General features: G+C 54.4%; 24 protein-coding genes. 12 read left to right on the plus strand and 12 right to left on the minus strand.

Translation table 11 applies throughout. The features are described from left to right. Nucleotides 1-33: 33 nt before the first annotated feature. The 7 genes from VOI14_RS12955 to VOI14_RS12985 are packed head-to-tail and all read left to right on the plus strand — an operon-like array spanning nt 34 to nt 9,144. The gene (locus VOI14_RS12955; RefSeq protein WP_133004906.1) at nt 34-1,077 is read left to right on the plus strand and encodes a rod shape-determining protein; all 1,044 of its coding nucleotides are present in this window, start codon (nt 34-36) and stop codon (nt 1,075-1,077) included. Beyond that, on the plus strand, nt 1,074-1,976 hold the full coding sequence (gene mreC / locus VOI14_RS12960) for a rod shape-determining protein MreC (RefSeq protein ID WP_323752468.1): 903 nt from the start codon (nt 1,074-1,076) through the stop codon (nt 1,974-1,976). The genes VOI14_RS12955 and mreC overlap by 4 nt, the downstream gene beginning before the upstream one ends. Further along, entirely contained in the window at nt 1,976-2,455 is a 480-nt protein-coding gene (mreD, locus tag VOI14_RS12965; protein WP_323752469.1) for a rod shape-determining protein MreD, read from the plus strand. The genes mreC and mreD overlap by 1 nt, the downstream gene beginning before the upstream one ends. 6 nt (nt 2,456-2,461) lie before the next feature. Further along, nucleotides 2,462-3,064: a Maf family protein gene (locus VOI14_RS12970; protein WP_323752470.1), complete on the plus strand. Its 603-nt coding sequence runs from the start codon at nt 2,462-2,464 to the stop codon at nt 3,062-3,064. After that, a complete protein-coding gene (gene rng, locus VOI14_RS12975; RefSeq protein ID WP_323752471.1) occupies nt 3,061-4,542 on the plus strand; it encodes a ribonuclease G in 1,482 nt (493 codons plus the stop codon). The genes VOI14_RS12970 and rng overlap by 4 nt, the downstream gene beginning before the upstream one ends. Nucleotides 4,543-4,584: 42 nt before the next feature. Then, the gene (locus VOI14_RS12980) at nt 4,585-8,304 is read left to right on the plus strand and encodes a YhdP family protein (protein WP_323752472.1); all 3,720 of its coding nucleotides are present in this window, start codon (nt 4,585-4,587) and stop codon (nt 8,302-8,304) included. Between the two features lie 18 nt (nt 8,305-8,322). Next, a complete protein-coding gene (locus VOI14_RS12985; protein ID WP_416361426.1) occupies nt 8,323-9,144 on the plus strand; it encodes a carbon-nitrogen hydrolase family protein in 822 nt (273 codons plus the stop codon). Between the two features lie 13 nt (nt 9,145-9,157). Here VOI14_RS12985 and yjgA read toward each other — a convergent pair whose 3' ends face one another. The 12 genes from yjgA to VOI14_RS13045 form a co-directional block, all read right to left on the minus strand. Further along, entirely contained in the window at nt 9,158-9,685 is a 528-nt protein-coding gene (gene yjgA, locus VOI14_RS12990; RefSeq protein WP_323752474.1) for a ribosome biogenesis factor YjgA, read from the minus strand. 17 nt (nt 9,686-9,702) lie between these two features. Beyond that, a complete protein-coding gene (gene mgtE, locus VOI14_RS12995) occupies nt 9,703-11,064 on the minus strand; it encodes a magnesium transporter (RefSeq protein ID WP_323752475.1) in 1,362 nt (453 codons plus the stop codon). Nucleotides 11,065-11,150: 86 nt separating this feature from the next. Further along, a complete protein-coding gene (locus VOI14_RS13000; protein ID WP_323752476.1) occupies nt 11,151-11,420 on the minus strand; it encodes an HPr family phosphocarrier protein in 270 nt (89 codons plus the stop codon). Nucleotides 11,421-11,426: 6 nt separating this feature from the next. Beyond that, entirely contained in the window at nt 11,427-12,311 is an 885-nt protein-coding gene (gene rapZ / locus VOI14_RS13005; RefSeq protein WP_323752477.1) for an RNase adapter RapZ, read from the minus strand. 41 nt (nt 12,312-12,352) lie between these two features. Further along, nucleotides 12,353-12,823, minus strand: a complete 471-nt coding sequence (ptsN, locus tag VOI14_RS13010; protein WP_323752478.1) for a PTS IIA-like nitrogen regulatory protein PtsN — start codon at nt 12,821-12,823, stop codon at nt 12,353-12,355. 100 nt (nt 12,824-12,923) lie between these two features. Next, nucleotides 12,924-13,226, minus strand: a complete 303-nt coding sequence (hpf, locus tag VOI14_RS13015; RefSeq protein ID WP_133004918.1) for a ribosome hibernation promoting factor — start codon at nt 13,224-13,226, stop codon at nt 12,924-12,926. Between the two features lie 71 nt (nt 13,227-13,297). Then, a complete protein-coding gene (locus tag VOI14_RS13020; RefSeq protein ID WP_323752490.1) occupies nt 13,298-14,830 on the minus strand; it encodes an RNA polymerase factor sigma-54 in 1,533 nt (510 codons plus the stop codon). A 183-nt stretch (nt 14,831-15,013) separates the two neighbouring features. After that, on the minus strand, nt 15,014-15,739 hold the full coding sequence (lptB, locus tag VOI14_RS13025) for an LPS export ABC transporter ATP-binding protein (RefSeq protein ID WP_323752479.1): 726 nt from the start codon (nt 15,737-15,739) through the stop codon (nt 15,014-15,016). A gap of 13 nt (nt 15,740-15,752) precedes the next feature. Beyond that, nucleotides 15,753-16,274 (minus strand): lipopolysaccharide transport periplasmic protein LptA, encoded by a 522-nt coding sequence (gene lptA / locus VOI14_RS13030; protein ID WP_323752480.1) that lies wholly within the window; start codon nt 16,272-16,274, stop codon nt 15,753-15,755. Then, entirely contained in the window at nt 16,258-16,926 is a 669-nt protein-coding gene (lptC, locus tag VOI14_RS13035) for an LPS export ABC transporter periplasmic protein LptC (protein WP_323752481.1), read from the minus strand. The genes lptA and lptC overlap by 17 nt, the downstream gene beginning before the upstream one ends. Continuing rightward, nucleotides 16,854-17,423, minus strand: coding sequence for a KdsC family phosphatase (locus VOI14_RS13040; protein ID WP_323752482.1), 570 nt, complete (start codon nt 17,421-17,423; stop codon nt 16,854-16,856). The genes lptC and VOI14_RS13040 overlap by 73 nt, the downstream gene beginning before the upstream one ends. Then, nucleotides 17,423-18,412 (minus strand): KpsF/GutQ family sugar-phosphate isomerase, encoded by a 990-nt coding sequence (locus VOI14_RS13045; RefSeq protein ID WP_323752483.1) that lies wholly within the window; start codon nt 18,410-18,412, stop codon nt 17,423-17,425. The genes VOI14_RS13040 and VOI14_RS13045 overlap by 1 nt, the downstream gene beginning before the upstream one ends. Before the next feature lie 203 nt (nt 18,413-18,615). Between VOI14_RS13045 and VOI14_RS13050 the strand changes: the two genes are divergently transcribed. Genes VOI14_RS13050 through VOI14_RS13070 form a run of 5 tightly spaced genes read left to right on the plus strand, consistent with a single transcriptional unit; the run spans nt 18,616 to nt 21,670 of the window. After that, nucleotides 18,616-19,428 (plus strand): ABC transporter ATP-binding protein, encoded by an 813-nt coding sequence (locus VOI14_RS13050; RefSeq protein ID WP_323752484.1) that lies wholly within the window; start codon nt 18,616-18,618, stop codon nt 19,426-19,428. Continuing rightward, nucleotides 19,425-20,207 (plus strand): lipid asymmetry maintenance ABC transporter permease subunit MlaE, encoded by a 783-nt coding sequence (gene mlaE / locus VOI14_RS13055; protein ID WP_323752485.1) that lies wholly within the window; start codon nt 19,425-19,427, stop codon nt 20,205-20,207. The genes VOI14_RS13050 and mlaE overlap by 4 nt, the downstream gene beginning before the upstream one ends. Before the next feature lie 21 nt (nt 20,208-20,228). Further along, complete coding sequence (mlaD, locus tag VOI14_RS13060) at nt 20,229-20,678, plus strand: outer membrane lipid asymmetry maintenance protein MlaD (protein WP_323752486.1); 450 nt, start codon at nt 20,229-20,231, stop codon at nt 20,676-20,678. Nucleotides 20,679-20,702: 24 nt separating this feature from the next. After that, a complete protein-coding gene (locus VOI14_RS13065; protein WP_323752487.1) occupies nt 20,703-21,356 on the plus strand; it encodes an ABC transporter substrate-binding protein in 654 nt (217 codons plus the stop codon). Beyond that, the gene (locus VOI14_RS13070) at nt 21,353-21,670 is read left to right on the plus strand and encodes an STAS domain-containing protein (RefSeq protein WP_323752488.1); all 318 of its coding nucleotides are present in this window, start codon (nt 21,353-21,355) and stop codon (nt 21,668-21,670) included. The genes VOI14_RS13065 and VOI14_RS13070 overlap by 4 nt, the downstream gene beginning before the upstream one ends. Nucleotides 21,671-21,851 lie beyond the last annotated feature (181 nt).

Consider the following 21,851-nt stretch of genomic DNA (forward strand, 5'->3'; position numbering starts at 1 on the left):
AGCAACCGCAACTCTCAGGTTGAAACAACACGAATGTTAATTAAAAGACTCCGAGGCCTATTCTCCAGCGACCTGTCCATTGACTTGGGCACCGCCAACACACTCATCTATGTGCGGGGTCGTGGCATCGTATTGGACGAACCGTCCGTTGTCGCCATCAGAACTACTAACTCCCAGAAAACCGTTGCAGCGGTGGGTGCCGAAGCAAAACGCATGCTTGGTCGTACCCCTGGAAATATCACCGCTATTCGCCCCATGAAAGATGGTGTGATCGCCGACTTCGTGGTCACCGAAAAAATGCTCCAGCATTTTATCCACAAGGTGCACGAAAACAGCTTCATCACTCCAAGCCCTCGCGTGCTGGTGTGTGTGCCCAGCAAATCCACGCAAGTAGAGCGCAAAGCGATTCGTGAATCAGCACTCGGTGCCGGCGCGCGCGAAGTATTCCTGATTGAAGAACCCATGGTCGCGGCGATTGGTGCAGGCTTGCCAGTAGAAGAAGCCAGCGGTTCCATGATTGTCGATATTGGTGGTGGTACCACCGAAATCGCCATCATCTCCTTGAATGGCATCGTCTACGCAGATTCCGTTCGCGTGGGTGGTGACAAGTTTGATGAAGCGATTGTGACTTACGTCCGCCGTAATTACGGCAGCCTGATTGGTGATTCAACGGCTGAACGCATCAAGCATGAAATCGGCTGCGCCTATGAAGGGCTTGAGCTTAAAGAAATCGATGTCCGTGGTCGCAACCTGGCCGAAGGTGTTCCCCGCGCATTTACCCTGAACAGCGAAGAGATTCTGGACGCTCTGCAAGAATCACTGGCTCAAATTGTTCAGACTGTTAAGAGTGCGCTTGAACAGTCTCCGCCTGAGCTGGCTTCTGATATCGCCGAGCGCGGTATCGTGCTGACTGGTGGTGGTGCGCTGCTGGCAGGTTTGGATAAGCTGATCAGTGAAGAAACTGGACTGCCCGTTATCATTGCTGAAGACCCACTGACTTGCGTCGCCCGTGGCGGCGGTAAAGCGCTGGAAGTGATTGATCGCGGTGGCATCGGAATGTTCTCCCAGGAGGGTTGATCCCGTGGGGGGAGCTCACCATTAAAACCATCTTCGTTCAGGGGCCGGTACCCGGCTTCCGGCTACTCCTCGTTATTCTGTTATCGGCAGCGTTAATCGCTGCCGATAGCCGTTCTGATAGGCTGTCGATCGTCCGGAGCTCCATTGAGACCGGGTTGGCGCCCGCCTATTGGTTCGGCAATATGCCGTCCCGTTTTGGCGATTGGTTTGACGGTCTGTTCGAAGACCGCGAAGATCTGCAGAAGAAAAACGAAGAACTGCAAACCCGCCTGCTTATTCTGGAACGCAGGGCTCTGAAATATGCCGCCCTGGCTTCTGAGAACAACGAACTCCGCCGTTTAATGAATTCTGCCGAAGTGCTGGATGACCGGGTCATCGTCGGCGAAGTGGTGGGCGTTTCACCCGATCCGTATACCCACGAAATCGTCATCAACAAAGGTCAGAGTGACGGTATTACCGTTGGCCAGGCCGTGTTGGATGCCGAGGGCCTGATGGGACAAGTGGTTCAGGCCAGTCAGTTCACCTCCCGTGTATTGCTTGTATCTGACGGCAGCCACGCGGTTCCCGTGGAAGTTCTGCGCAACGGCCTTCGAGCGATCCTGCTGGGCAGCGGGCAACCCAATACACTGGATTTAGTGCACGTTCCCGATACGGCTGATATTCGCGAGGGCGATGTGCTGGTCAGCTCTGGTCTGGGCGGCCGGTTCCCTTCCGGGTATCCCGTCGCTGAGATCACCGAGATTGTTAAAGAACCGGGCGAGCCTTTTGTCACGATTGGTGCAGCGCCGAAAGCGCGATTGAATCAGAGCCGCCTGGTGCTGGTGGTATTTCAACCGGAATCCCGGCAAAACGAAGAGCCGGTGAGTGAATCGGATTTGGATCAAGGGGAGGCGCCCTGATGCTGTCAGTCATCAGCTATCCACTGTTTTTAGTCTCGGTTCTGATCTCTCTGGTATTGAGTATTTCACTGTTTCCGGTGGGTTGGTTTGAGTTCCGGCCCGAGTGGTTGGGACTGGTGGTGTTTTATTGGAGTTTCCGCGCGCCCGCTCAATTCGGCGTGATCCTGGCGTGGTGCCTTGGCCTGTTACTGGATACCCTGGAATCTACGCCGCTAGGTGTTAACGCGATGGGCATGGCTTTGATTGCGTTTCTGGTTTTGACCGTGCACCAGCGCCTTCGTATGTACCCGCTGCCTCAGCAATGTCTTATGGTGTTCTTGTTGCTGGGCATCAATCAGATGCTGGTGCATTTTCTTAAGCAGCTTGTAGTAGGTGCTGAAAATACTGGCTTCAGTTATCTGTGGCCTGCGCTAACCAGTGCCTTGATCTGGCCCCTGTTAAGTAGTGTGCTGGACCATATCAATCGAAAACTGGGATAAATCACTATGCCTGATCTGATTCTTGCTTCCGCCTCCCCCCGGCGCGCTGAGTTGCTTCAGCAGATAGGCTTAAGTTTTCAAGTACAGCCGGCGGATATTGATGAAACGCCTGCTTCGCTTGAAACTCCTGAACACTACGTTGAGCGGCTGGCTCGGGAAAAGGCATTGTGTATCGCGCGTGAGCATCCAGAGAAACTGGTTCTGGGCTCCGATACCTCTGTGATACACAATGAGGAAATTCTGGGTAAACCCGAGTCGACCGAGCAAGCTGTGGGCATGCTGCAGGCGTTGTCTGGAAGCACCCATCAGGTGTTAACCGCCGTGGCGCTGGCCAAAGGTTCTGAGTGCTGGTCCCGTGTTGTGGTCACCGATGTCACGTTCCGGGAACTTGAGGCCGCAGAGATTCGCGCCTATGTCGCTAGCGGCGAGCCCATGGATAAAGCAGGAAGTTATGGCATTCAGGGGCTGGGGGGCATTTTTGTCAGTTCCATCAAGGGTAGTTACAGTGCGGTCGTGGGGCTTCCTCTTCAGGAAACCTCAGCATTACTCGCCCAAGCGGGCCATCCCGTGACGCAGTTCTGGCCGAGCACTAAGGAGAGTAAACGATGAGTGAAGAAATCCTGATCAACGTAACGCCAGTGGAAACCCGAGTGGCGTTGGTCGAAAACGGCATGCTGCAGGAAGCGTACATCGAGCGGACCAGCCGCAAAGGGATTGTCGGTAATATCTACAAAGGGAAAGTGGTGCGAGTGTTGCCGGGTATGGAGGCCGCATTCGTTGATATTGGGCTTGAGCGAGCCGCGTTTATACATGCTTCGGATGTTGTGGCCAGTCAGCCTCCAGCGGAGGAAGAAGGTGACGGACCAAGAGTGGTTCCGGATATTCGAACGCTCCTGCGGGAAGGCCAATCCTTAGTCGTTCAGGTCACCAAAGATCCGATTGGCACCAAAGGTGCGCGCCTGACCACGCAACTTTCTGTGCCGTCCCGTTATCTGGTGTTCATGCCAGGGGTTAAGCATATTGGCATCTCCCAGCGTATTGAAGATGACAGCGAGCGTGCTCGACTGAAGTCGATTATTGAAGAAGCGTCTGCCGAACATCAGGAAGTTGATGGTGGTTACATCATCCGAACGGCGGCCGAAGGCGCGCAGTCTGAAGAACTCATCGCTGATATGGTTTATCTGCACCGTCTGAGCCAATCTGTGCATGAACGCATCGCCAAAGCGCCGGCACCCTCGGCGGTGTATCAGGACCTGCCGCTGTTCATCCGTACGATTCGTGATTTGATTCGGCCGCAAACGGAAAAAGTACGCATCGACAGTCGGGAAAGCTATCAGCGTGTGATGGATTTTGTGCATGAGTTCGTCACCGAGTTTGCCGACAAGGTCGAGTATTACCCGGGCGAGCGACCCATTTTTGATCTTTACTCGGTTGAAGACGAAATCCAAAAAGCGTTGAGTCGTAAAGTTCAGCTCAAATCCGGTGGTTACGTCATTATCGATCAAACCGAAGCGATGACCACCATCGACATCAACACCGGAGCCTTTGTCGGTCACCGAAACCTTGAAGAAACCATCTTCAAAACCAATCTTGAAGCGGCCAGATCGATCAGTCGGCAACTGAGACTCCGAAACCTTGGCGGCATCATTATCATCGATTTTATCGACATGGATGACACGGAGCACCAGCGGCAGGTGCACCGAATGCTTGAGAAGATGCTCGAGCGTGACCATGCAAAAACGAAGATCACCGGCGTTTCTGAACTGGGCTTGGTGGAAATGACGCGCAAGCGCACCACCGAGAGTCTTGGGCAGGTGCTGTGTGAGCCATGCCCGATCTGCGACGGCCGGGGCTTTCTGAAAACCTCCGAAACCGTCTGCTACGAGATCTTCCGGGAAATTCTCCGGGTAAACCGGGTCTACGAGGCAGAGAGTTATCTGGTGATGGCGTCCCAGCACGTGGTTGACCGATTGCTCGACGAAGAGTCCGATAACGTGGCGGACCTTGAGACCTTCATCAAAAAGACCATTCGATTCCAGGTTGAGCCTTTCTACAGCCAGGAGCAGTATGATGTGGTACTGCTCTGAGATCTGAGCAGCCGTGTATTTCAGAGGGGCTGACCGATAACGATGTCGATCCGCGATGAAGGCAGTGTCCAAGCAGACCCGCCACCCGGAGGGCTGTTAGGCCGTGTATTGGCTGGCATTGCTTCATGCGTATGGTGGGCTTTGCTCATCTGTCTGGTTTTGCTGGCGCTGTATGCGGGTATTGGCCGGCAGCTGACGGCCAATATTGATCGCTTCTCCGATCGCACCGCGCAAATGCTCACCGAACAGACGGGATTCGAGGTCAATATTGGCCGCCTGTCTTCCTCTTGGCAGTGGCTTAACCCCTCCATAACCGCAAGCGATATCACGGTTCAGAATCCCGACACCGGTGAGGTAGTAGCAGATCTCGATCACTTGAGTGCGAAGCTGGATTTTCTGTCCTCCCTTATGCGTTTCCGCATCGTGTTTGAAGATTTCGAAGCAGATGGGCTTTCGCTTGTTCTTAAGCGAACCGCGATCGATGGCGATAGCCAACCAATAGACGAGTTGCTGCAAGACCCCGCAAGAGAAAACGGCAGTTTTCAGCAGTGGCTGGATTATGCCGGAACCTGGCTGTCGGACCCTGAGGTGCGAATTACACGGGTCAGCCTGACGCTCGATGACGGTAAAGACCATTTGCGCCACATTGATATTCCCCAACTGGATTTGCTGTATCGTCGTGGGCTGTTTCAGGCTGCAGGTCGCGCCATGCAGAGCGGAACCGCCACGCAGTTGGCCAGCTTTGCGTTGGTGGGCCAGCGTTTTTTTCGGGGTGACTTTACCGGCCAGCTCTATCTGGACGTGGACTCTGGGCGGTTGTTCGACGGGCTGGTCGATGACCTGAGCTGGAAAGGCATTCGTTTGGAAGGTTTCGATCTCGGGGGTAAAGCCTGGATGACTTTCGAGCAGGGAGAGCTGTTGCAGGTTCAGGGTCAGGTTGAAACACCTTATTTGCAATTGGGTGTGAACAGTCAGTCCTTGGCTCCGCTGGAACATATCCACGCCCGGTTCGGTTGGAAGCGCGGTGAGGCACTGATGTTCCAGCAACTGCAGTGGCAGTGGGCCGGAGATTTCGTACAACCTTTCAGTTTTAGAATTCAGCCTCAAGACCCGGGCTTGGCTTTGGTAGCCGATGCACTGCCGTTGGAACCGCTCAGAAGGCTGGTGTTGAATCTGCAGTTGTTGCCCGAGGTGGCTAATCTTGCGTTAGAACATTATCGCCCGCAAGGCTACGTCGACGACATGCTGTTGCTGTTGCCTGAGCAAGCGGGAAACTTCAGTTTGTCGGGGCAGTTGCGGGATGTGGGCGTGCAGGCCTGGCAGGGCGCGCCCGGTGCGACCGGGCTCGAGGGTTATTTCGAACTGTCGGCAAACGGTGGCTTTGTTGATTTAAATGCTCAGGATCCGGTTACTCTGGATTTTCCTTTGTTGTTCGTTGATGAGTGGGCCTTTGATGCGATGACGGGGCGAGTGTCGTGGTTGAAGGAAGGATCGCTAATTCGGGTATTTGCAGACCAACTTCAATTTGATTTTCAGCAGGATACGGTGATTACCGGTGCATTTGACCTAAAAGTCGACGGCCAGGGTGAAGATAGCCTCGGTTTGCGGGTCGGGGTGGAAAATGGCAAAGCGGATATGCTTGCCGCATTCGTACCCGCTCATGCTGTGGATCAAGGGCTCTATGAATGGCTTTCTACCCGCATTCAGGAGGCGGACATACTAAGTGGCGAGTACTATGGCCACGGCCAGATTGGCTCTGACGCGCCGCGCGGGTCGTTTGTCTCTTCGATGTGGTATGAGTTTGAGAATGGCAAGGTCCGCTACGATGATCGATGGCCATTAGTGAGCGATGTCGCCGGCCGGGTGGAAGTTCAGAATGGAGACACCTTGGTAACGCTCCGGCAGGGACGCACCGGAGGTTTGGCGATTGATCAGGCTCAGGTGCAGATTGTACCGGGGCATATGGAAGCGCCGGCCCGAATACAGATTGATACTTCGGCGCCTGTACCGGGAGACGCGGTGTCCTGGTGGATGGGTAATAGTCCGCTTGGTGAACTGGGAGGTTCCGCCCTCGCGGAGGCCGACATTCTTGGGCAATTCCAGCTAGGGCTGCATATCGATTTGCCCTTGAGCGGCGAACTGCCCGTTACTGTTGAGGCACGCGTGCAAACTGAGGGGGCTGAATTTGGCCTTCCTGACGCCGGGCTGACGTGGCGCAACATCAGCACAGATCTGACTTATCACACTAAAGCCGGCTTTTCCGGTGGGCCTGTAGCTGCGGAGTTTTTGGGGCAGGCGGTGAATCTCTGGTTTGGTCGAAGCGACCAGGACGATGTGTTACACATCCAGCAAAGCGGCGATCTTCCGTTACCCTCCTTTTTGCATCAATTTGACCTTGGCGGCGATAGCTCGTTTGGGCTGGATGGCTCGCTGGAATACAACGCGAGACTGACGGTGGGTCCGGACGGAGTGTCTCCGATTTCGGTGTCGTCGGACCTGTTTGGGCTGGCAGTGGATTGGCCAGAGCCCCATGGCAAAGAAGCCGTAGATACCGCACAACTTGATGTGCAGATTGATCCCTTCGTAGACGGTGGCGTGCAAGTGATTGGCGAGTGGGCGGATAGACTGGCGTTCAATTTGAACCTGAAAGACTCTGGCTTTGACCTCACCTTTGGCCATTTATACCTTGGCAATCACCGGCTTTCGGATATTCAGGTAAGCGCTTTGGATTTGGGTGATCGCTGGATTGTGAATACCGAATCTGAACGAGCCGTGGGTCGTGTGCTTATTCCGGATAATGATGGCGTTGTTGAGGTTGATTTTCAGAGACTTAGTTTGAACCGGCAAAATGAAGACGATGAATCACAGGATGCACCGGAGCTTTTGACTCTGGAGGCGCAGTTGGCGGCCTTCCGAGAGCTGGATATTGGCAGCTGGCCAAGCATAGACGGCGAGATTTCTGCCTTGACCGTTGACGGTAAGCCCGCCGGGCGCTGGGTGTTCAAGCTCCGCCCTGAGGATCATCAGTTAAATGTAACAGGCATTGAAGGGCAGGTGGGGTCTTTGGCGTTGACCGGCGATATGACCTGGCGCATTCTCGACGGCCGGGAAGTGACCCAGTTTAAAGGTCAGCTCGCGGGTGGGGGGCTTAAGGGGTTAGAGCCGATTACAGGCAACTCTATCCCCTTAACCAATGAAGAAACCACGATCGAGCTGGATGTTGACTGGCCTGGCAGTCTTGCCCAATTTGAACTGGGAAAGCTTAGTGGCAACGTCAGTGTGCGTTTGGATGATGGTGTCATTCTCGAACAAAACAACTCGGCGCAACTCTTCCGGATTTTTAATCTCCTCAATACTGACACGTTATGGCGCCGCTTAAGTTTGGATTTCTCGGATCTTTATGAGGCCGGTGTTGCCTTTGATGCCATCTCGGGCAAAGCCGTCATTACCAATGGTTTGCTCAGTCTGGACCCTGAGCTACAGTTGGTAGGGCCTTCTGGCGCCTTTAAAGTCAGTGGCAACACGAATATGGCGACAGAAGATCTGAATATGCGTTTGGTGATGGTGCTGCCGATCACCCAGAACCTGCCGTTGGCTGCGTTGCTGATGGGCGCCAGCGCTCCGATTGGTGGGGCCTTGTTTGTTCTGGATAAGATACTGGGAGACCCGCTCAGCAAACTGACCAGTGCCACGTATACGGTGACAGGTAACTGGAGCGAACCAAAGGTTGAGTTGAAAGGTGTTTTTGATACAGGTGAGTAATTCGGGAGACTGGATATGATGAAGGTTGCTGCAATTCAGATGGTCAGTGGTCACGATATTGCCGTCAATCTGGCGGAAGCCGCCCGCCTGCTCAAAGAAGCCGCCGAGCGTGGTGCCAAAGTGGCGGTGTTACCTGAAAACTTTGCGATATTGGCCACGAACCAGATGCAAGCTTGCGGTGAGCAGGAGGCCGGGGATAGCCCGGTGGTGAGGCATTTTCTGGCGGAGCAAGCCAGAACGCTCGGGCTTTGGATTGTCGGAGGCTCCATGCCGATGGCGCGCCGACCGGAGGGCTCGGTTATTTCAGGCCGGGTGAGGGCATGCTGTTTGGTCTATGACGATCAAGGGCACGAGGTCGCGCGCTATGACAAGATTCATCTTTTCGATGCCATGGTGGAAGACGCCCATGGCCAATATCGGGAATCTAATGCTTTTGAGCCCGGTGATCAGGTTGTCACCATAGATACGCCGGCGGGTCGCTTAGGCATGGCCATATGCTATGACCTGCGGTTTCCAGAGTTGTTCCGGGCGCTTCGAGAGCAGGGGGCCGATTGGATTTGTCTGCCCAGTGCATTTACCTGGCAGACAGGCGATGCTCATTGGCATGCTCTTATTCGTGCCAGGGCGATTGAAAATCAGGTGTGGATGGTGGCACCGGGTCAGGGCGGTCAGAACAGTGACCGCAGAAGAACTTACGGCCATAGTCTGGTGTGTGACCCGTGGGGCAAAGTGGTCGTCGAAATAGACGAAGGCCCGGGTGTGGCTCTCGCGGATCTGAATCTGGATCACTTGAAGCAAGTGCGGACTCGTATGCCGGTGTGGGAGCACCGGCGCTTATAAATGGCCGGCAGCTTTAGTGCTGCTCGGCTTCGTCAATCCATTCTCTGATCGCACGAAACAGCTTGCGCGCCTGCCCGGTATGGGCCTGCTTTTCGACTTCCTTACGGGCGTTCCGAACCAGATTGCGAAGGTGCTGAACCTCTGCATTTGGGCAGTAGTCGATAAACTCGCCGACCACTGAATCCCCTTCAGAAATCATCTTGTCTCGCCAGCGCTCGGCGAGATGGTGCCGGCGGGTATGCTCTTCGCTGCCGGCATAAAACGCATCGATGGTTTTACTGATGCTTTCAGGGTCGTCTTCCTGACGAATGATCTTGCCAATGTATTGTAGATGCCTGCGGCGGGCTTCACGCTGCGTGATGCGGCGTGATTCCAGAATCGCCCGTTGAAGCCTGTCGCTGATCGGCAGCGTGGCCAGTTGGTCGTCGTTCAGTTCCAGCATACGTTTGCCGAGATCCTGCAGTTCATGCATGTCTCGCTTCAATTGCGATTTGCTGGGCCCCAGATATTCTGGAAGTTGGTCATCAGTATGGTCAGTCATGTTGTCTATCGATTCTGTCAGGCGTAGAAGAGGGTGGCCAATCCCAGAAAGGCCATGAAGCCAACAACATCGGTCACCGTTGTCAGAATAACACCGCCGGCAAGGGCAGGGTCAATATTACGGGACTTCAGGAACAGGGGCAGAACGGTGCCTACTACGGTGGCGGCAACCAGATTAATCACCAAAGCGGCCGCAATCACGCCACCGATCATCCAGTCGCCGAACCAAAGGATTGCCGCGGTAGCTACGACAACGGCCCACAAAAGTCCGTTAAGGATACCCGAGAGCAGTTCTCGATTCAGCAACCACGCAACGTTAGCGCTGCTGATCTGTCCGACGGCCATGCCCCGAATAACCAGTGTCAGGGTTTGACTGCCGGCAATGCCGCCCATGCTCGCAACAATGGGCATGAGGACCGCCAAGGCAACCACTTTGGCAATGGTGTCTTCGAACAAGCCGATCACTGCAGAGGCGGTAAAGGCGGTCAGCAGGTTGATGCCTAGCCAAACCGCGCGCCGTCGGGTGGTTTTCATGACCGGGGCAAAGGTATCTTCGTCTTCATCTAGACCGGCCAAACTCATCAGGGAGTGGTCCGCGTCTTCACGAATAACATCGACCACGTCATCGATGGTGATGCGACCCAGCAGCTTGTTGTGCTCGTTGACCACCGGTGCTGAAATCAGGTCATAGCGTTCGAAAAGGGTGGCAACTTTGGTGTCGGACAGCGTGACGGGAATGGGCTCAATGTCGGTGTCCATAACTTCCCGGACGGTAGACGCCGGGTTGGATACCAGCATCCGGGTAATGGCGAGTGTGCCGATAAATTCATCCCGCCGGTTAACCACAATCAGGCTGTCTGTCATGGGGGGAAGGCTGCGGTGGCGCCGTAAATAACGCAGTACTACGTCGATGCTGATGTCCGGGCGCACCGTGATGGTGTCCGTGTTCATCAAGCCGCCGGCGGTGTCTTCGGGGTAAGAGAGAACTTCCTCAACCCGTTGCCGGTCTTGTTCGTCCATGGTGTCCAGAACTTCCAGGATCACCGTGTCGGGTAACTGTTGAAGAAGGTCGGCGAGGTCATCCGACTCGAAATCTTCAATGATGTCCGCGAGTTCCTGAGCGTTAAATTTGCTCAGGAAGTAGCCTCGGATGTCGTCGCCGAGGTGCTGGAGAACTTCACCTTCCAGTTGTTTATCAACCAGGTTCCACAGCAGCGCCCGCTGACGGGGCGGAGAGGATTCCAGCAGGTGAGCGATATCACTGGGACTGAGGCCGCCATTAAGGATGCGGGCAACCTGCTTCAGCGCGCCACTATCCAGAGCCTCGCTCAGTGAGCGGAGTCTCTGGTGGGCCTGACTTTGTTCCAGAATATCAGACATGGATCCACCTACGGTCAGAAAACCTCCGTATTATAGCGGAGTTAGGCGACCTCGGTGAGGGGGAGTTGTAGGTGAATTGCGAAGAATCAGCCGCCTTCGCCAAAATAATCCGCAATCAGGGCGGTCAGAGCGTCGATGGCTTGTTGCTCATCCGGACCTTCGGCAATGAGTTCGACGGTTGTGCCCTGACTGGCTGCGAGCATCATGACTTGCATGATGTTCTTGGCGTTGACCTTACGGTCGTTGCGACTGATCCAGACTTGCGAGTCGTGCTCGGAGGCGGTGGCGACCAGTTTCGCCGTAGCTCGGGCGTGCAAGCCGAGCTTGTTGATGATTATGACCGAGCGGCTGATCATGATGAATCAGATTTCCCCTCTGGCTTGTAGATGGGGCAGCTCGGAGTGGCGAACTTGTACGTTTCGGTATTTTTTTGCGAAATGGTTTTTCAGTTGTTCTGATACGTACACGGATCGATGCTGGCCGCCGGTGCATCCGATGGAAATGGTCATGTAACTGCGATTGCTGTCGGCGAACGAGGGGAGCCAGGAATCGAGAAAGCCAGTGATGTCGTTGACCATCTTTTGACTCAAAGGCTCACGCTCGAGAAAGTCGATGACCGGCTGGTCGATGCCGGTGTACTTTCTCAGGCTGGTGTCCCAATAAGGGTTGGGGAGGCACCGAACATCGAAGACATAATCCGAGTCGACCGGGACACCGTGCTTGAAGCCAAAAGACTGGACCAGCAAAGCCAATTCCTGATCTTTCCGACCTGCAACCCGCTGCTTGACCATGTCACGCAACTCGTACATGGACAGGCCGGTGGTGTTCACATAAAGGTCGGCCAATCTGGATAGCGGCTCAAGGAGGGTCTTCTCGTTTGAAATGGCTTCCGGAAGAGACGTGTTCTCGTCGCTCAGCGGGTGTTTGCGTCGGGTCGCGTGAAAGCGCTGCAGCAGAGTTTGCTCGTCGGCATCCAGAAAGATGATTTCGACGTCCATCCCGGTGCTTTTCAGCTGCGTGTATATCGCCTCGAAATTCGCCAGCTCGCCGGACAGGTTACGAGCGTCAATGCTGACCGCCATCTTACGCAGGCGAGTGGTCGCGTCTTGGGTAGAGGCTTCTTGCGTCAGAGGGAAGAGCAGGCCAATCGGGAGATTGTCTATGCAATAGAACCCCAAATCCTCCAGCACATGCAGTGCGGTACTTTTACCCGAGCCTGAGCGGCCGCTGACGATGATCAGCTTCATAACGGTATTCCTCTCATGCTGCGCGTTTCGCTTCGCCCGTTTCAGGTCTGGTTCGAGATCATGGCCTGATACAGACTGCCGGCATCCTGACACTGGCGCAGTTTTTCGCAAAAAGAGCTTTCATTAAACTTTTCAGCAAGCTGACTGAGCAGTTCCAAATGTTCGCTAGTCGCTTCTTTGGGGACAACCAGAGCGAAAACTATGTCAACGGGTTGGTTGTCGATGGAATCGAAGTCAACCGGGTCGGTCAGTGTCATCAATACGCCGATGACTCTATTCAGCCCGTCCAGACGGCAATGGGGGATGGCTATGCCCTCGCCAATGCCGGTGCTGCCCAGGCGCTCTCGCGACACCAGATTGTTGAAGATATCTGTATCGTTGAGACTTTCATCCTGATGATGAATGTGTTCAGCGATAAACTCCAGTACACGTTTTTTGCTTGACGCCGCAACACAGCACAGAGTCAGTTCTGGAGCCAGAATGTTGTCGATGGTCAGGGATGAATCGCTCATAGATCGACTTCATTTCCGTAAAAAAAAGGCTGCGGCCGGATACTCCTGCCGCAGCACGTCTTATTGAAACGCCCGGTTCGGTTTCACGCTAAAGCGTGCGTTAACCGTTACCTTGCATCCGGGCAACTGTCTTTTCTTTATGTTTGAGGATCTGGCGGTCAAGTTTGTCGACCAGGCCGTCAATAGCGGCGTACATATCCTCATTCTCAGCCTTTGCGTGAATTTCGCCACCAATCACATGGAGGGTAGCTTCGGCCATCTGGCGAACTTTCTCAACTTCCAGCGTCACCTGACAATTACTGATGTGGTCAAAGTGTCGCTCAAGCTTATCAAACTTGGTGGTTACGTAATCCTTTAGTGCGGGAGTCAGTTCTACATGATGGCCTGAAATATTGAGTTGCATAGGCTTCTCCTGTTGTCATATAGCCGGCTTTTGCCGGACTGAGTGTCAGCACCTCTTGTGCTGACGAATCCTTAAACCAAACGTTTACGCTCGTTCGAGGGAGGGATATGCATCGCCTCTCTGTACTTGGCTACCGTACGCCGGGCAACATTGATTCCCTGTTCTCCTAGCATGGCTGCAATTTTGCTATCACTCAATGGCTTTTTTGGTGTTTCCTCAGCAATCAGCTTTTTGATCATCGCACGAATAGCCGTTGAGGAACATTCTCCACCCTCGGCAGTGCCCACGTGACTGGAGAAAAAGTATTTAAGCTCAAAAATTCCCCGAGGGGTATGCATGTATTTTTGAGTGGTCACCCGGGATATCGTCGACTCGTGCATATCCACGGCCTGGGCGATGTCGGACAGGATGAGCGGTTTCATGGCTTCATCGCCATGGTCCAGAAAACCCTGTTGGTATTCAACAATGCGAGTGGCAACTTTGAGTAAGGTCTCGTTGCGGCTCTGAAGGCTTTTGATAAACCACTTGGCCTCTTGCAGCTGGTCGCGCATGTAGGTGTTGTCAGCGCTGCTGTCGGCCCGTCGAATCAGCGAAGCATAGCTGGCGTTAACGCGAATACGCGGGGCGATTTCCGGGTTAAGCTCCACGCGCCAGCGGCCTTCGTGTTTACGTACGATGACATCCGGGATTACGTAATCGGGCTCGGTCTGGTCGATGCTGTCGCCCGGCCTGGGATTCAGGCTGGTGATCAGCGCCAACACCTCTTTCAGCTGATCTTCTTTCAAGCGGCTGCGTCGAAGAAGCTGGGCGTAATCCCGATTGCCTAACAAATGTAGAAACTGGGTGACCACGAGCTTGGCCTGACGTAGCCAGGGCGTATCAGGCGGCAATTGGCTTAGCTGGATCATCAGGCAGTCTTGCAGATCCCGGGCAAACACGCCCGGTGGGTCGAAATGCTGGAGTCGATGCAGAACCGCCTGAACTTCATCGAGTTCCAGGGGGTCTTCTTCTGAGCCCTCAAACAAACCAGAATGAATCTCTTCAAGGGAAGACGTTAAATAGCCTCTGTTATCGACGGCATCTAACAACGCGTGTGCGATGGCCTGATCCCTTTCGCTTAGGGGGGTCAGATTCAATTGCCACTCAAGATGGTCGTGCAGAGTCTCGCTCGGCGAGTTGCGGGTCTCGAAATCAGAGTCGTTTTCATCATCGCCTCGGCTTGCAGGGGCCGGCGCGGATTGGTAAATGTCGTCCCAAGCGGTATCGACAGGCAGGTCGTCAGGGATGTTGTCGGGTGTTTGGTCTTCCGCCGACCAGTCAGGTGCGGTTTCCGATTCATCCCAATCCGAGCTTTGCGAGTCGGTGTTTGACTCTTCCTGAGCAGAGGCTGTCTCATGCTGGTCGTCGCGGCTATTTTCTTGCTGTTCGCTTGAGTCAGCCTGATCGTCGTCCTCGGAGGTTTCCAGCATCGGGTTTGAGTCGAGTGCCTGCTGGATTTCTTGCTGAAGGTCCAAAGTAGAAAGTTGCAGCAGTCGGATGGCTTGCTGCAACTGGGGGGTCATGGTCAGACTTTGGCCCATTTTGAGCTGTAGAGAAGCTTTCATAACCATGGCTCAAAATCCATAACGTGCCTGCATCCTGATAAAAAAACATTGCTTGCGAATGAAAAAAATTGTTGTGCGCTGGTAACTTGCGGCGCTTGGCCAACAACTTAAGCAATTACCCTGCCGAGTTTACTTGCTCGCGTTCAGCAAAACAATCAGCCCGGCTCTCAGGTCTACGATCGTCTATAGTCGGAACTCGTTCCCTAGATAGACTTCTTTCACTTGCTGGTTAGCAAGAATGACATCAGAGCTGCCCGAGGCGATGATGTGACCGCCGGAAACAATGTAGGCATTCTCGCAAATATCCAACGTTTCTCGGACGTTGTGGTCGGTGATGAGAACGCCGATGCCTTTGTCGCGAAGATGTCGGATGATGTGTTTGATGTCGCTGACAGAAATTGGGTCCACCCCGGCAAACGGTTCGTCCAGAAGAATGAAGGCAGGTTCCATGGCCAGAGCGCGAGCAATTTCTACCCGACGACGCTCGCCGCCAGAGAGAGCCATGCCCACGCTGTCACGAATGTGAGTGATGTGAAACTCTTCAAGCAGTTCTTCCAGCTTAGCTTCGCGATCCGCTTTGGAAAGTGATTTGCGCGTTTCCAATATGGCCATGATGTTATCGCGTACGGTCAGCTTGCGGAATACAGAGGCCTCCTGGGGCAAGTAACCGATGCCTTTGCGGGCGCGCCCGTGCATGGGTAGGGGGGTGATGTCGTTGTTGTCGATGGTGATGCGGCCGTGGTCCGCTGGCACCAGTCCAACGATCATGTAAAAACAGGTGGTTTTGCCGGCGCCGTTGGGGCCCAGCAGGCCAACGATTTCCCCTGAGCGAATCTCCAGTGAGACGTCCAGAACCACTTTTTTCTGTTTGTAGCTTTTGGCCAGATTGCTGGCCCTGAGAACTGCCATCAGAACCTTCCTGTTATTGACCTGAACTGCGTGGCTGAATCACCATTTCGACTCGGCCTGAGCCTTCACCTTCAGAATCGCCCCCATCTGCGGTGACCACCCGGTTTGCGGTGTCGTAGTGGATGATGTCGCCGCGGAACGTGCTGCCGCCTTGTTCGATCATCGCTTCTCGCTCGAAGGTCAGCTGGCTGTCTTTGGCAGACCAGGTGATGTTCAGGGCTTCGGCATTGATGACTGCGGTTTTGTCCTGCGACGGCTGGCGGTAATGGGCAGGCGTACCACTCGCTTCAATTCGGCTTAGCCCTTGTGGGCTGCGGTAGAGAACAACGCGTTCCGCGTCCAGTTTTACGTTGCCTTGTACCAGTTCTACGGCTCCGGTGTAGATGGCCGTGCCTGCGCTGTCATCTAGGCGTGCAGAGTTGGCGCTGACTTTGATGGGCTCGTCGGAGTCCAGGGTGAAAGCGGCTGCAGGGCTGGCCAGAAAAGCGGCTGCCATGATCAGTGAAAAAAGAAGTTGGTTACCTGATGGGATCATAATGCCCTTCCACTTGGGAATTGAGTTCCAAAATTCGGTCGTCCAGCCAGGCTTTCATGCCTGTTGCTTTGGTGGTTCCGTGCGGCTCGGTGATCGTTACCGGTTGGTCGGTGTACACGGTACCTTCGGTATTGTTTAGGGTTAGCTCGTTGGTTTCGAGTGAGGTATCAGAACCTTGAAGCTGTCGATGGATAACAACGTTACCGTTCAAGTTAACCAGTCCATCGTCTTGCAGAAGGCTACCCTGATCCGCCTCAATATTCCACGGGACGGGGTCGCCGTCGCCATGGAGTGTGGCGCGGGGCTTCTCCATGGTGGCAAGGTTGCGACTTTCAAACTGCTCGATGCGTGGGCTGGTCATGCGAATTTTCGGGTTGCCCTGAGGGTCCCAGGTTCGGTAATCCGCCTGAATGATAAAGCCGTCCGGTTCCGCCGGGCCGCGAAGCTCTTTGGCGTTGTCCTGCGTGCCTGCCGGCTCTTCGCTTTGCCACATGAGAAACAAGGTGGCCGCTATAGTGCCGCCCAACGCCAGTGTTCTGGCCCAGGCTTTGCCTTTCCCGGGGCTGAACAGTTGGGCGATCACGATTCGGCGCTCACATAGGGCTTGAGGGTTGTCGCGAGCAGATCCTGTGACCAGAGAATCAGGTCGCAAGCTTCTCGCACCGCGCCGCTGCCGCCCGCAACGGTGGTGCAATAGTCCGCTTGTTGTCTTACCAGCCAATAACCGTTTGGCACAGTGATGCCGAGGCCGGCGAATTGCAGTGCGGGAAGATCCGGCAAGTCATCGCCCATGTAGGCGATTTGCTCAGGGGTGATGTCCATGTCGGCCACCAGTTCTTGCAGCGCAATTTTTTTGTCTTCCCGCCCTTGCATGAGATGTGTGATACCCAAGTCGCTCATGCGTTTTTCGGTCAGAGGAGAGCGTCGGCCTGTAATCACAGCAACGGTGATGCCGGCATTCATCAGTTGCTTTAGCCCGAGGCCATCCAGAATGTTGAACGTTTTCAGCTCATCGCCACTGGCGCTGAAGTAGAGTTTTCCGTCACTCATGATGCCGTCCACATCAAAGGCGACGAGTCTGATGGCGGTCGCTTTGGTGCGGAGTTCAGTGCTCCACTGTTGGCTGAGAGGTGGGGTTAGATCTGTCATTAAATGACCCCCGCCCGCAACAGGTCGTGCATGTTGATGGCGCCGACCAGATTGCCTTCGTCGTCGGTAACCGGGAGGGCATTAATTTTCAGCTCTTCCATAATATTGAGCGCATCGGCTGCCAGCTGATCTGACTGGATGGTTTTTCCGTTGCGGGTCATGACCTGATCGATGGCCGTGGTGTGTACATCAACCGATTTATCCAGAGTTCGACGCAGATCGCCGTCGGTAAAGATACCAGTCAACTCGCCATTGGCGTTCACGACGGTGGTCATGCCCAGGCCTTTGCGAGTGATCTCCAGAAGTGCGCCACTGAGGGTCGTGGTTTCAAGTACGCGGGGAACCTTGTCGCCGGAGTGCATAAAGTCGGAAACGCGTAACAATAAGCGTCTCCCTAGTCGACCACCCGGGTGGGAAAAGGCGAAGTCTTCCGCGCTGAAGCCGCGGGCTTCCAGCAACGCGACGGCTAATGCATCGCCCATGACCAGTGTGGCCGTGGTGCTGGATGTGGGGGCAAGCCCGAGCGGGCAGGCTTCACTGGCAACGCTGACGTCCAAATTGGCAGCGGCCTCTTTTGCCAGCAACGAGTCTGGGTTGCCCGTCATGCTGATCAGGGGGGCGCCCATTCGCCGAATTAAAGGTAGAATAGTGACAACTTCGCTGGTGCTGCCGCTGTTGGAGATGGCGATAACCACATCCTGCGAGGTGATCATGCCTAGGTCACCGTGACTGGCTTCGCCCGGATGCACGAAAAAAGAGGGCGTGCCGGTGCTGGCCAGCGTTGCGGCAATTTTGTTTCCGATGTGGCCGGACTTGCCCATTCCAGTCACCACGACTCGGCCTTTGCAGGCCATAATGATGTCGCAGGCACGGGTGAAGTCGCCATTGATACGATGTTCAAGCGCTTCGATTGCATCCCGTTCAATTTGGATGGCCCGAACGGCTGAGTTGCGGTAATCCGGGGAACTTGACGTGTTTGTATCTGTCATCTCGGCTGGCTTTGCTCGGTCGGTCTGTGAACCCGGCCCGGTTATCGGGACGGACGACTATGGCAGGAAGTATATCATTGATACCCGGTAGGGCTGCCAATGTTCAGAGCATCTGAACGTTGCAATCAATACATTTTAATAACCTGAGATTGAGGTCCGGCGACGCTTATCATAATGTAGGCGCTCCTCGAAAAGGATGGATTATGGAGTCATCTGCATACATTACGCTAAAGGATGTGGTGTTTTCCCGCTCCGGCCGGCGTATTTTTGATGGTATTACCTTGGATATCCCCGTGGGTAAAATTACCGCCATCATGGGGCCGAGTGGCACAGGCAAGACTACGCTTCTGCGGGTTATCGGTGGACAGCTGAGACCGGATTCCGGACAGGTCACAGTCGCCGGTCATGAAGTTCCGAAACTTAAGCGGAAGGAGTTGTACCGCCTGCGTGAAAAAATGGGCATGCTCTTTCAAAGTGGCGCATTGTTCACAGACATCAGCGTATTCGAGAACGTTGCTTTCCCATTGCGCGTTCATACCGCCCTGCCGGAAGACATGATTCGCGATATCGTTTTGATGAAATTGGAAGCGGTAGGGCTGCGTGGAGCGCGAGATTTGATGCCGTCAGAGCTTTCGGGTGGTATGACTCGCCGTGTAGCTCTGGCTCGAAGCATCGCGCTGGATCCTGAGCTGATCATGTACGACGAACCCTTTGCCGGTCAGGATCCGATCGCGATGGGTGTGCTGGTCAAGTTGATCAGAGATCTCAACAGTTCGATGGGATTGACCAGTGTGCTGGTATCTCACGATGTGCCTGAATCTCTGAGTATCTGCCATTACGCATGCATCATTGCCGATGGCAAGGTGATCGGCACCGGTACACCGGAAGAGTTACGGAACCACCCGTCGGAGCTTGTTCAGCAGTTCCTGAGCGGCCAGCCGGATGGGCCGGTACCTTTCCATTACCCTGCCAGTGAGCCCGTCGACGATTTTGGCCTTAAAGGAGCTTCGCTATGATGGATTACGTAGCGAACTTCGGTCGCCGAAGTATGGAGATCATTGGCTCTCTGGGGCGCGCGACTCAGTTTTTGATCGGCGTTCTTGTGGGTGTCCCTAAGCCGGCGACGGGCTTTCCGCTTCTCGTCAAACAGCTCTATGCGGTGGGCGTGCTTTCGCTGGCAATTGTTGTGGTTTCCGGCTTGTTTATTGGCATGGTATTGGCGCTGCAAGGCTATACCATTCTCAGCGATTACGGCTCAGAGGCCGCGATTGGTCAGATGATTGCGCTAACCTTGGTGCGGGAGTTGGGGCCGGTGGTGACGGCGTTGTTATTCGCGGGCCGTGCAGGTTCTGCACTGACTGCAGAAATCGGTTTGATGAAGGCGACAGAACAGTTGTCGAGCATGGAGATGATGGGGGTCGACCCGTTGCGCCGTGTTATTGCGCCTCGTCTTTGGGCTGGTTTTATCGCGATGCCGATACTGGCAATGATCTTCTCGGTTGTTGGCATTTGGGGCGGCATGCTGGTTGGCGTGGATTGGCTGGGTGTTTTTGAAGGTTCCTTCTGGGGCAACATGCAATCATCGGTCGATTTTCTGGACGATGTGCTGAACGGTGTCATTAAAACTGTGGTGTTCGGCTTTGTGTGCGCCTGGATTGCCGTCTATCAAGGGTACGACTGTGTGCCCACGTCTGCAGGCATCAGTTCTGCGACGACCAAAACAGTTGTTTATTCATCACTGGCGGTGCTCGGCCTCGATTTTGTGCTGACCGCTGTTATGTTTGGCGATTTCTAATAAGGATTCTAGGGCCCTGTTATGGTGCAGAGAACAACGGAAATAGTGGTAGGTTTCTTCATGATCGCCGGGTTGGCAGCCCTGCTGTTTTTGGCGTTGCAGGTGAGTGGGTTGTCGCCTAAGTCGGCCTCGTCGACGTATACGATATACGCCAACTTTAATGATGTGGGCGGCCTGACTCCGAGGGGGAAAGTTTCAATGGCGGGCGTGACCGTTGGTTCCATCGAGTCCATCAGTCTGGATATGAATACCTTCCAGGCCAAAGTGACCATGGCCATTCGCTCGGATGTGGATACCATTCCGGCAGACAGTGCGGCGGTTATCCGAACCTCCGGGCTGTTGGGTGAGCAGTACATCGATATTTCTATTGGTGGGGATATGGAGTCTTTGAGCGAAGGCGACACCTTTTATTCCACCCAATCCGCGATGAATCTGGAAAGACTGATCAGTAACTTTGCCTCTGGCCGCTGATCGCGGTCAGGACAGGAGAATAAGATGTTTGTTTTGAAACGAAAACTTTTTGCGATCTTCGCGGTGTTGGTAATGGCTGCCGGTCAGGCTAGCGCGGGCGTTGAGGAAGATCTGAAAAAATATGTCAGCGACAACACTCAGATGTTGGTGGAGAAGCTGAACGCTGAAAAAGGTCTTTATGAAAAAGATCCTGAAGCCTTTTATCGAAGCATGAATGATGCTTTGACGGATTTCGTGGATTTTCGCCGGATAGCGGCTCGGGTCATGGGCCGATACGCCCGTCAGACTTCTCGCGAACAGCGCGACGAGTTTGTGGTGAAATTTAAGCGTAGCCTCTTCGATAGCTATGCCAAGGCGCTGGTGACCGCTGATGAATTCACGATTGACGTGCTTGAAGCCGAAATTCTCCCTGAGAATGATGGTCGTGCATCGGTTCAGTTGGTGGTGATTACAGCCTCGGGCAATCGTTACCCGGTGACATACTCCATGTATAAAAACAAAGACGATCGTTGGTTGATGGAGAATGTCATTGTTGAGGGCGTAAACATTGGCTTGGCCTTCCGTGATCGCTTTGCGCAGGAAATGGAAGCGAATCGTGGGCAGATCCAGGTAGTGATTGACGGTTGGACCGACTCGGTCAAATCGCTGAACCTTGAAGAAGACGTTAACGCCTCATGAATAGCTCCCGTCCGGTCGTTACCCTCGAAGGTTCGGTGATGAAGGTCGCCGGCAAGGTGGATGCGAACACGGTCCTTGAATTGCGCAAGCAAGGAGAAAAACTGGTTAGCGGCGCCAAGGGCTTGCTGACGGTTGATCTCATGCAGCTGGAAACCGCTCACAGCGTGGTGCTTTCCATGTTGATGTGCTGGCAGCGCTTGGGGCAAAGCAAGCAGGTGCCACTCTCGTTTGAGGGTGCCAGTGACCGTTTACAGTCGCTGGCCGCATTGAGTAATCTTGATGCTCAGCTGCCCGGATTTTCCGCACATAGCTGACCGCCGCTCGGGAATTGGTTACAATTCCGCTCCTGATTTTAATAAAGCTGAGGATTTCCTATGGACGCCGCCCAGGTTACCGAACTTGTCAAAGAAGCCCTGCCTGATTGTGAGGTTCAGGTACAAGTCGATGGCAACCACTACATGGTCGTTGCAGTGGGTGACGTATTTGAAGGCCTGC

This window comes from Marinobacter sp., from assembly GCF_034669625.1.
GTDB lineage: Bacteria > Pseudomonadota > Gammaproteobacteria > Pseudomonadales > Oleiphilaceae > Marinobacter.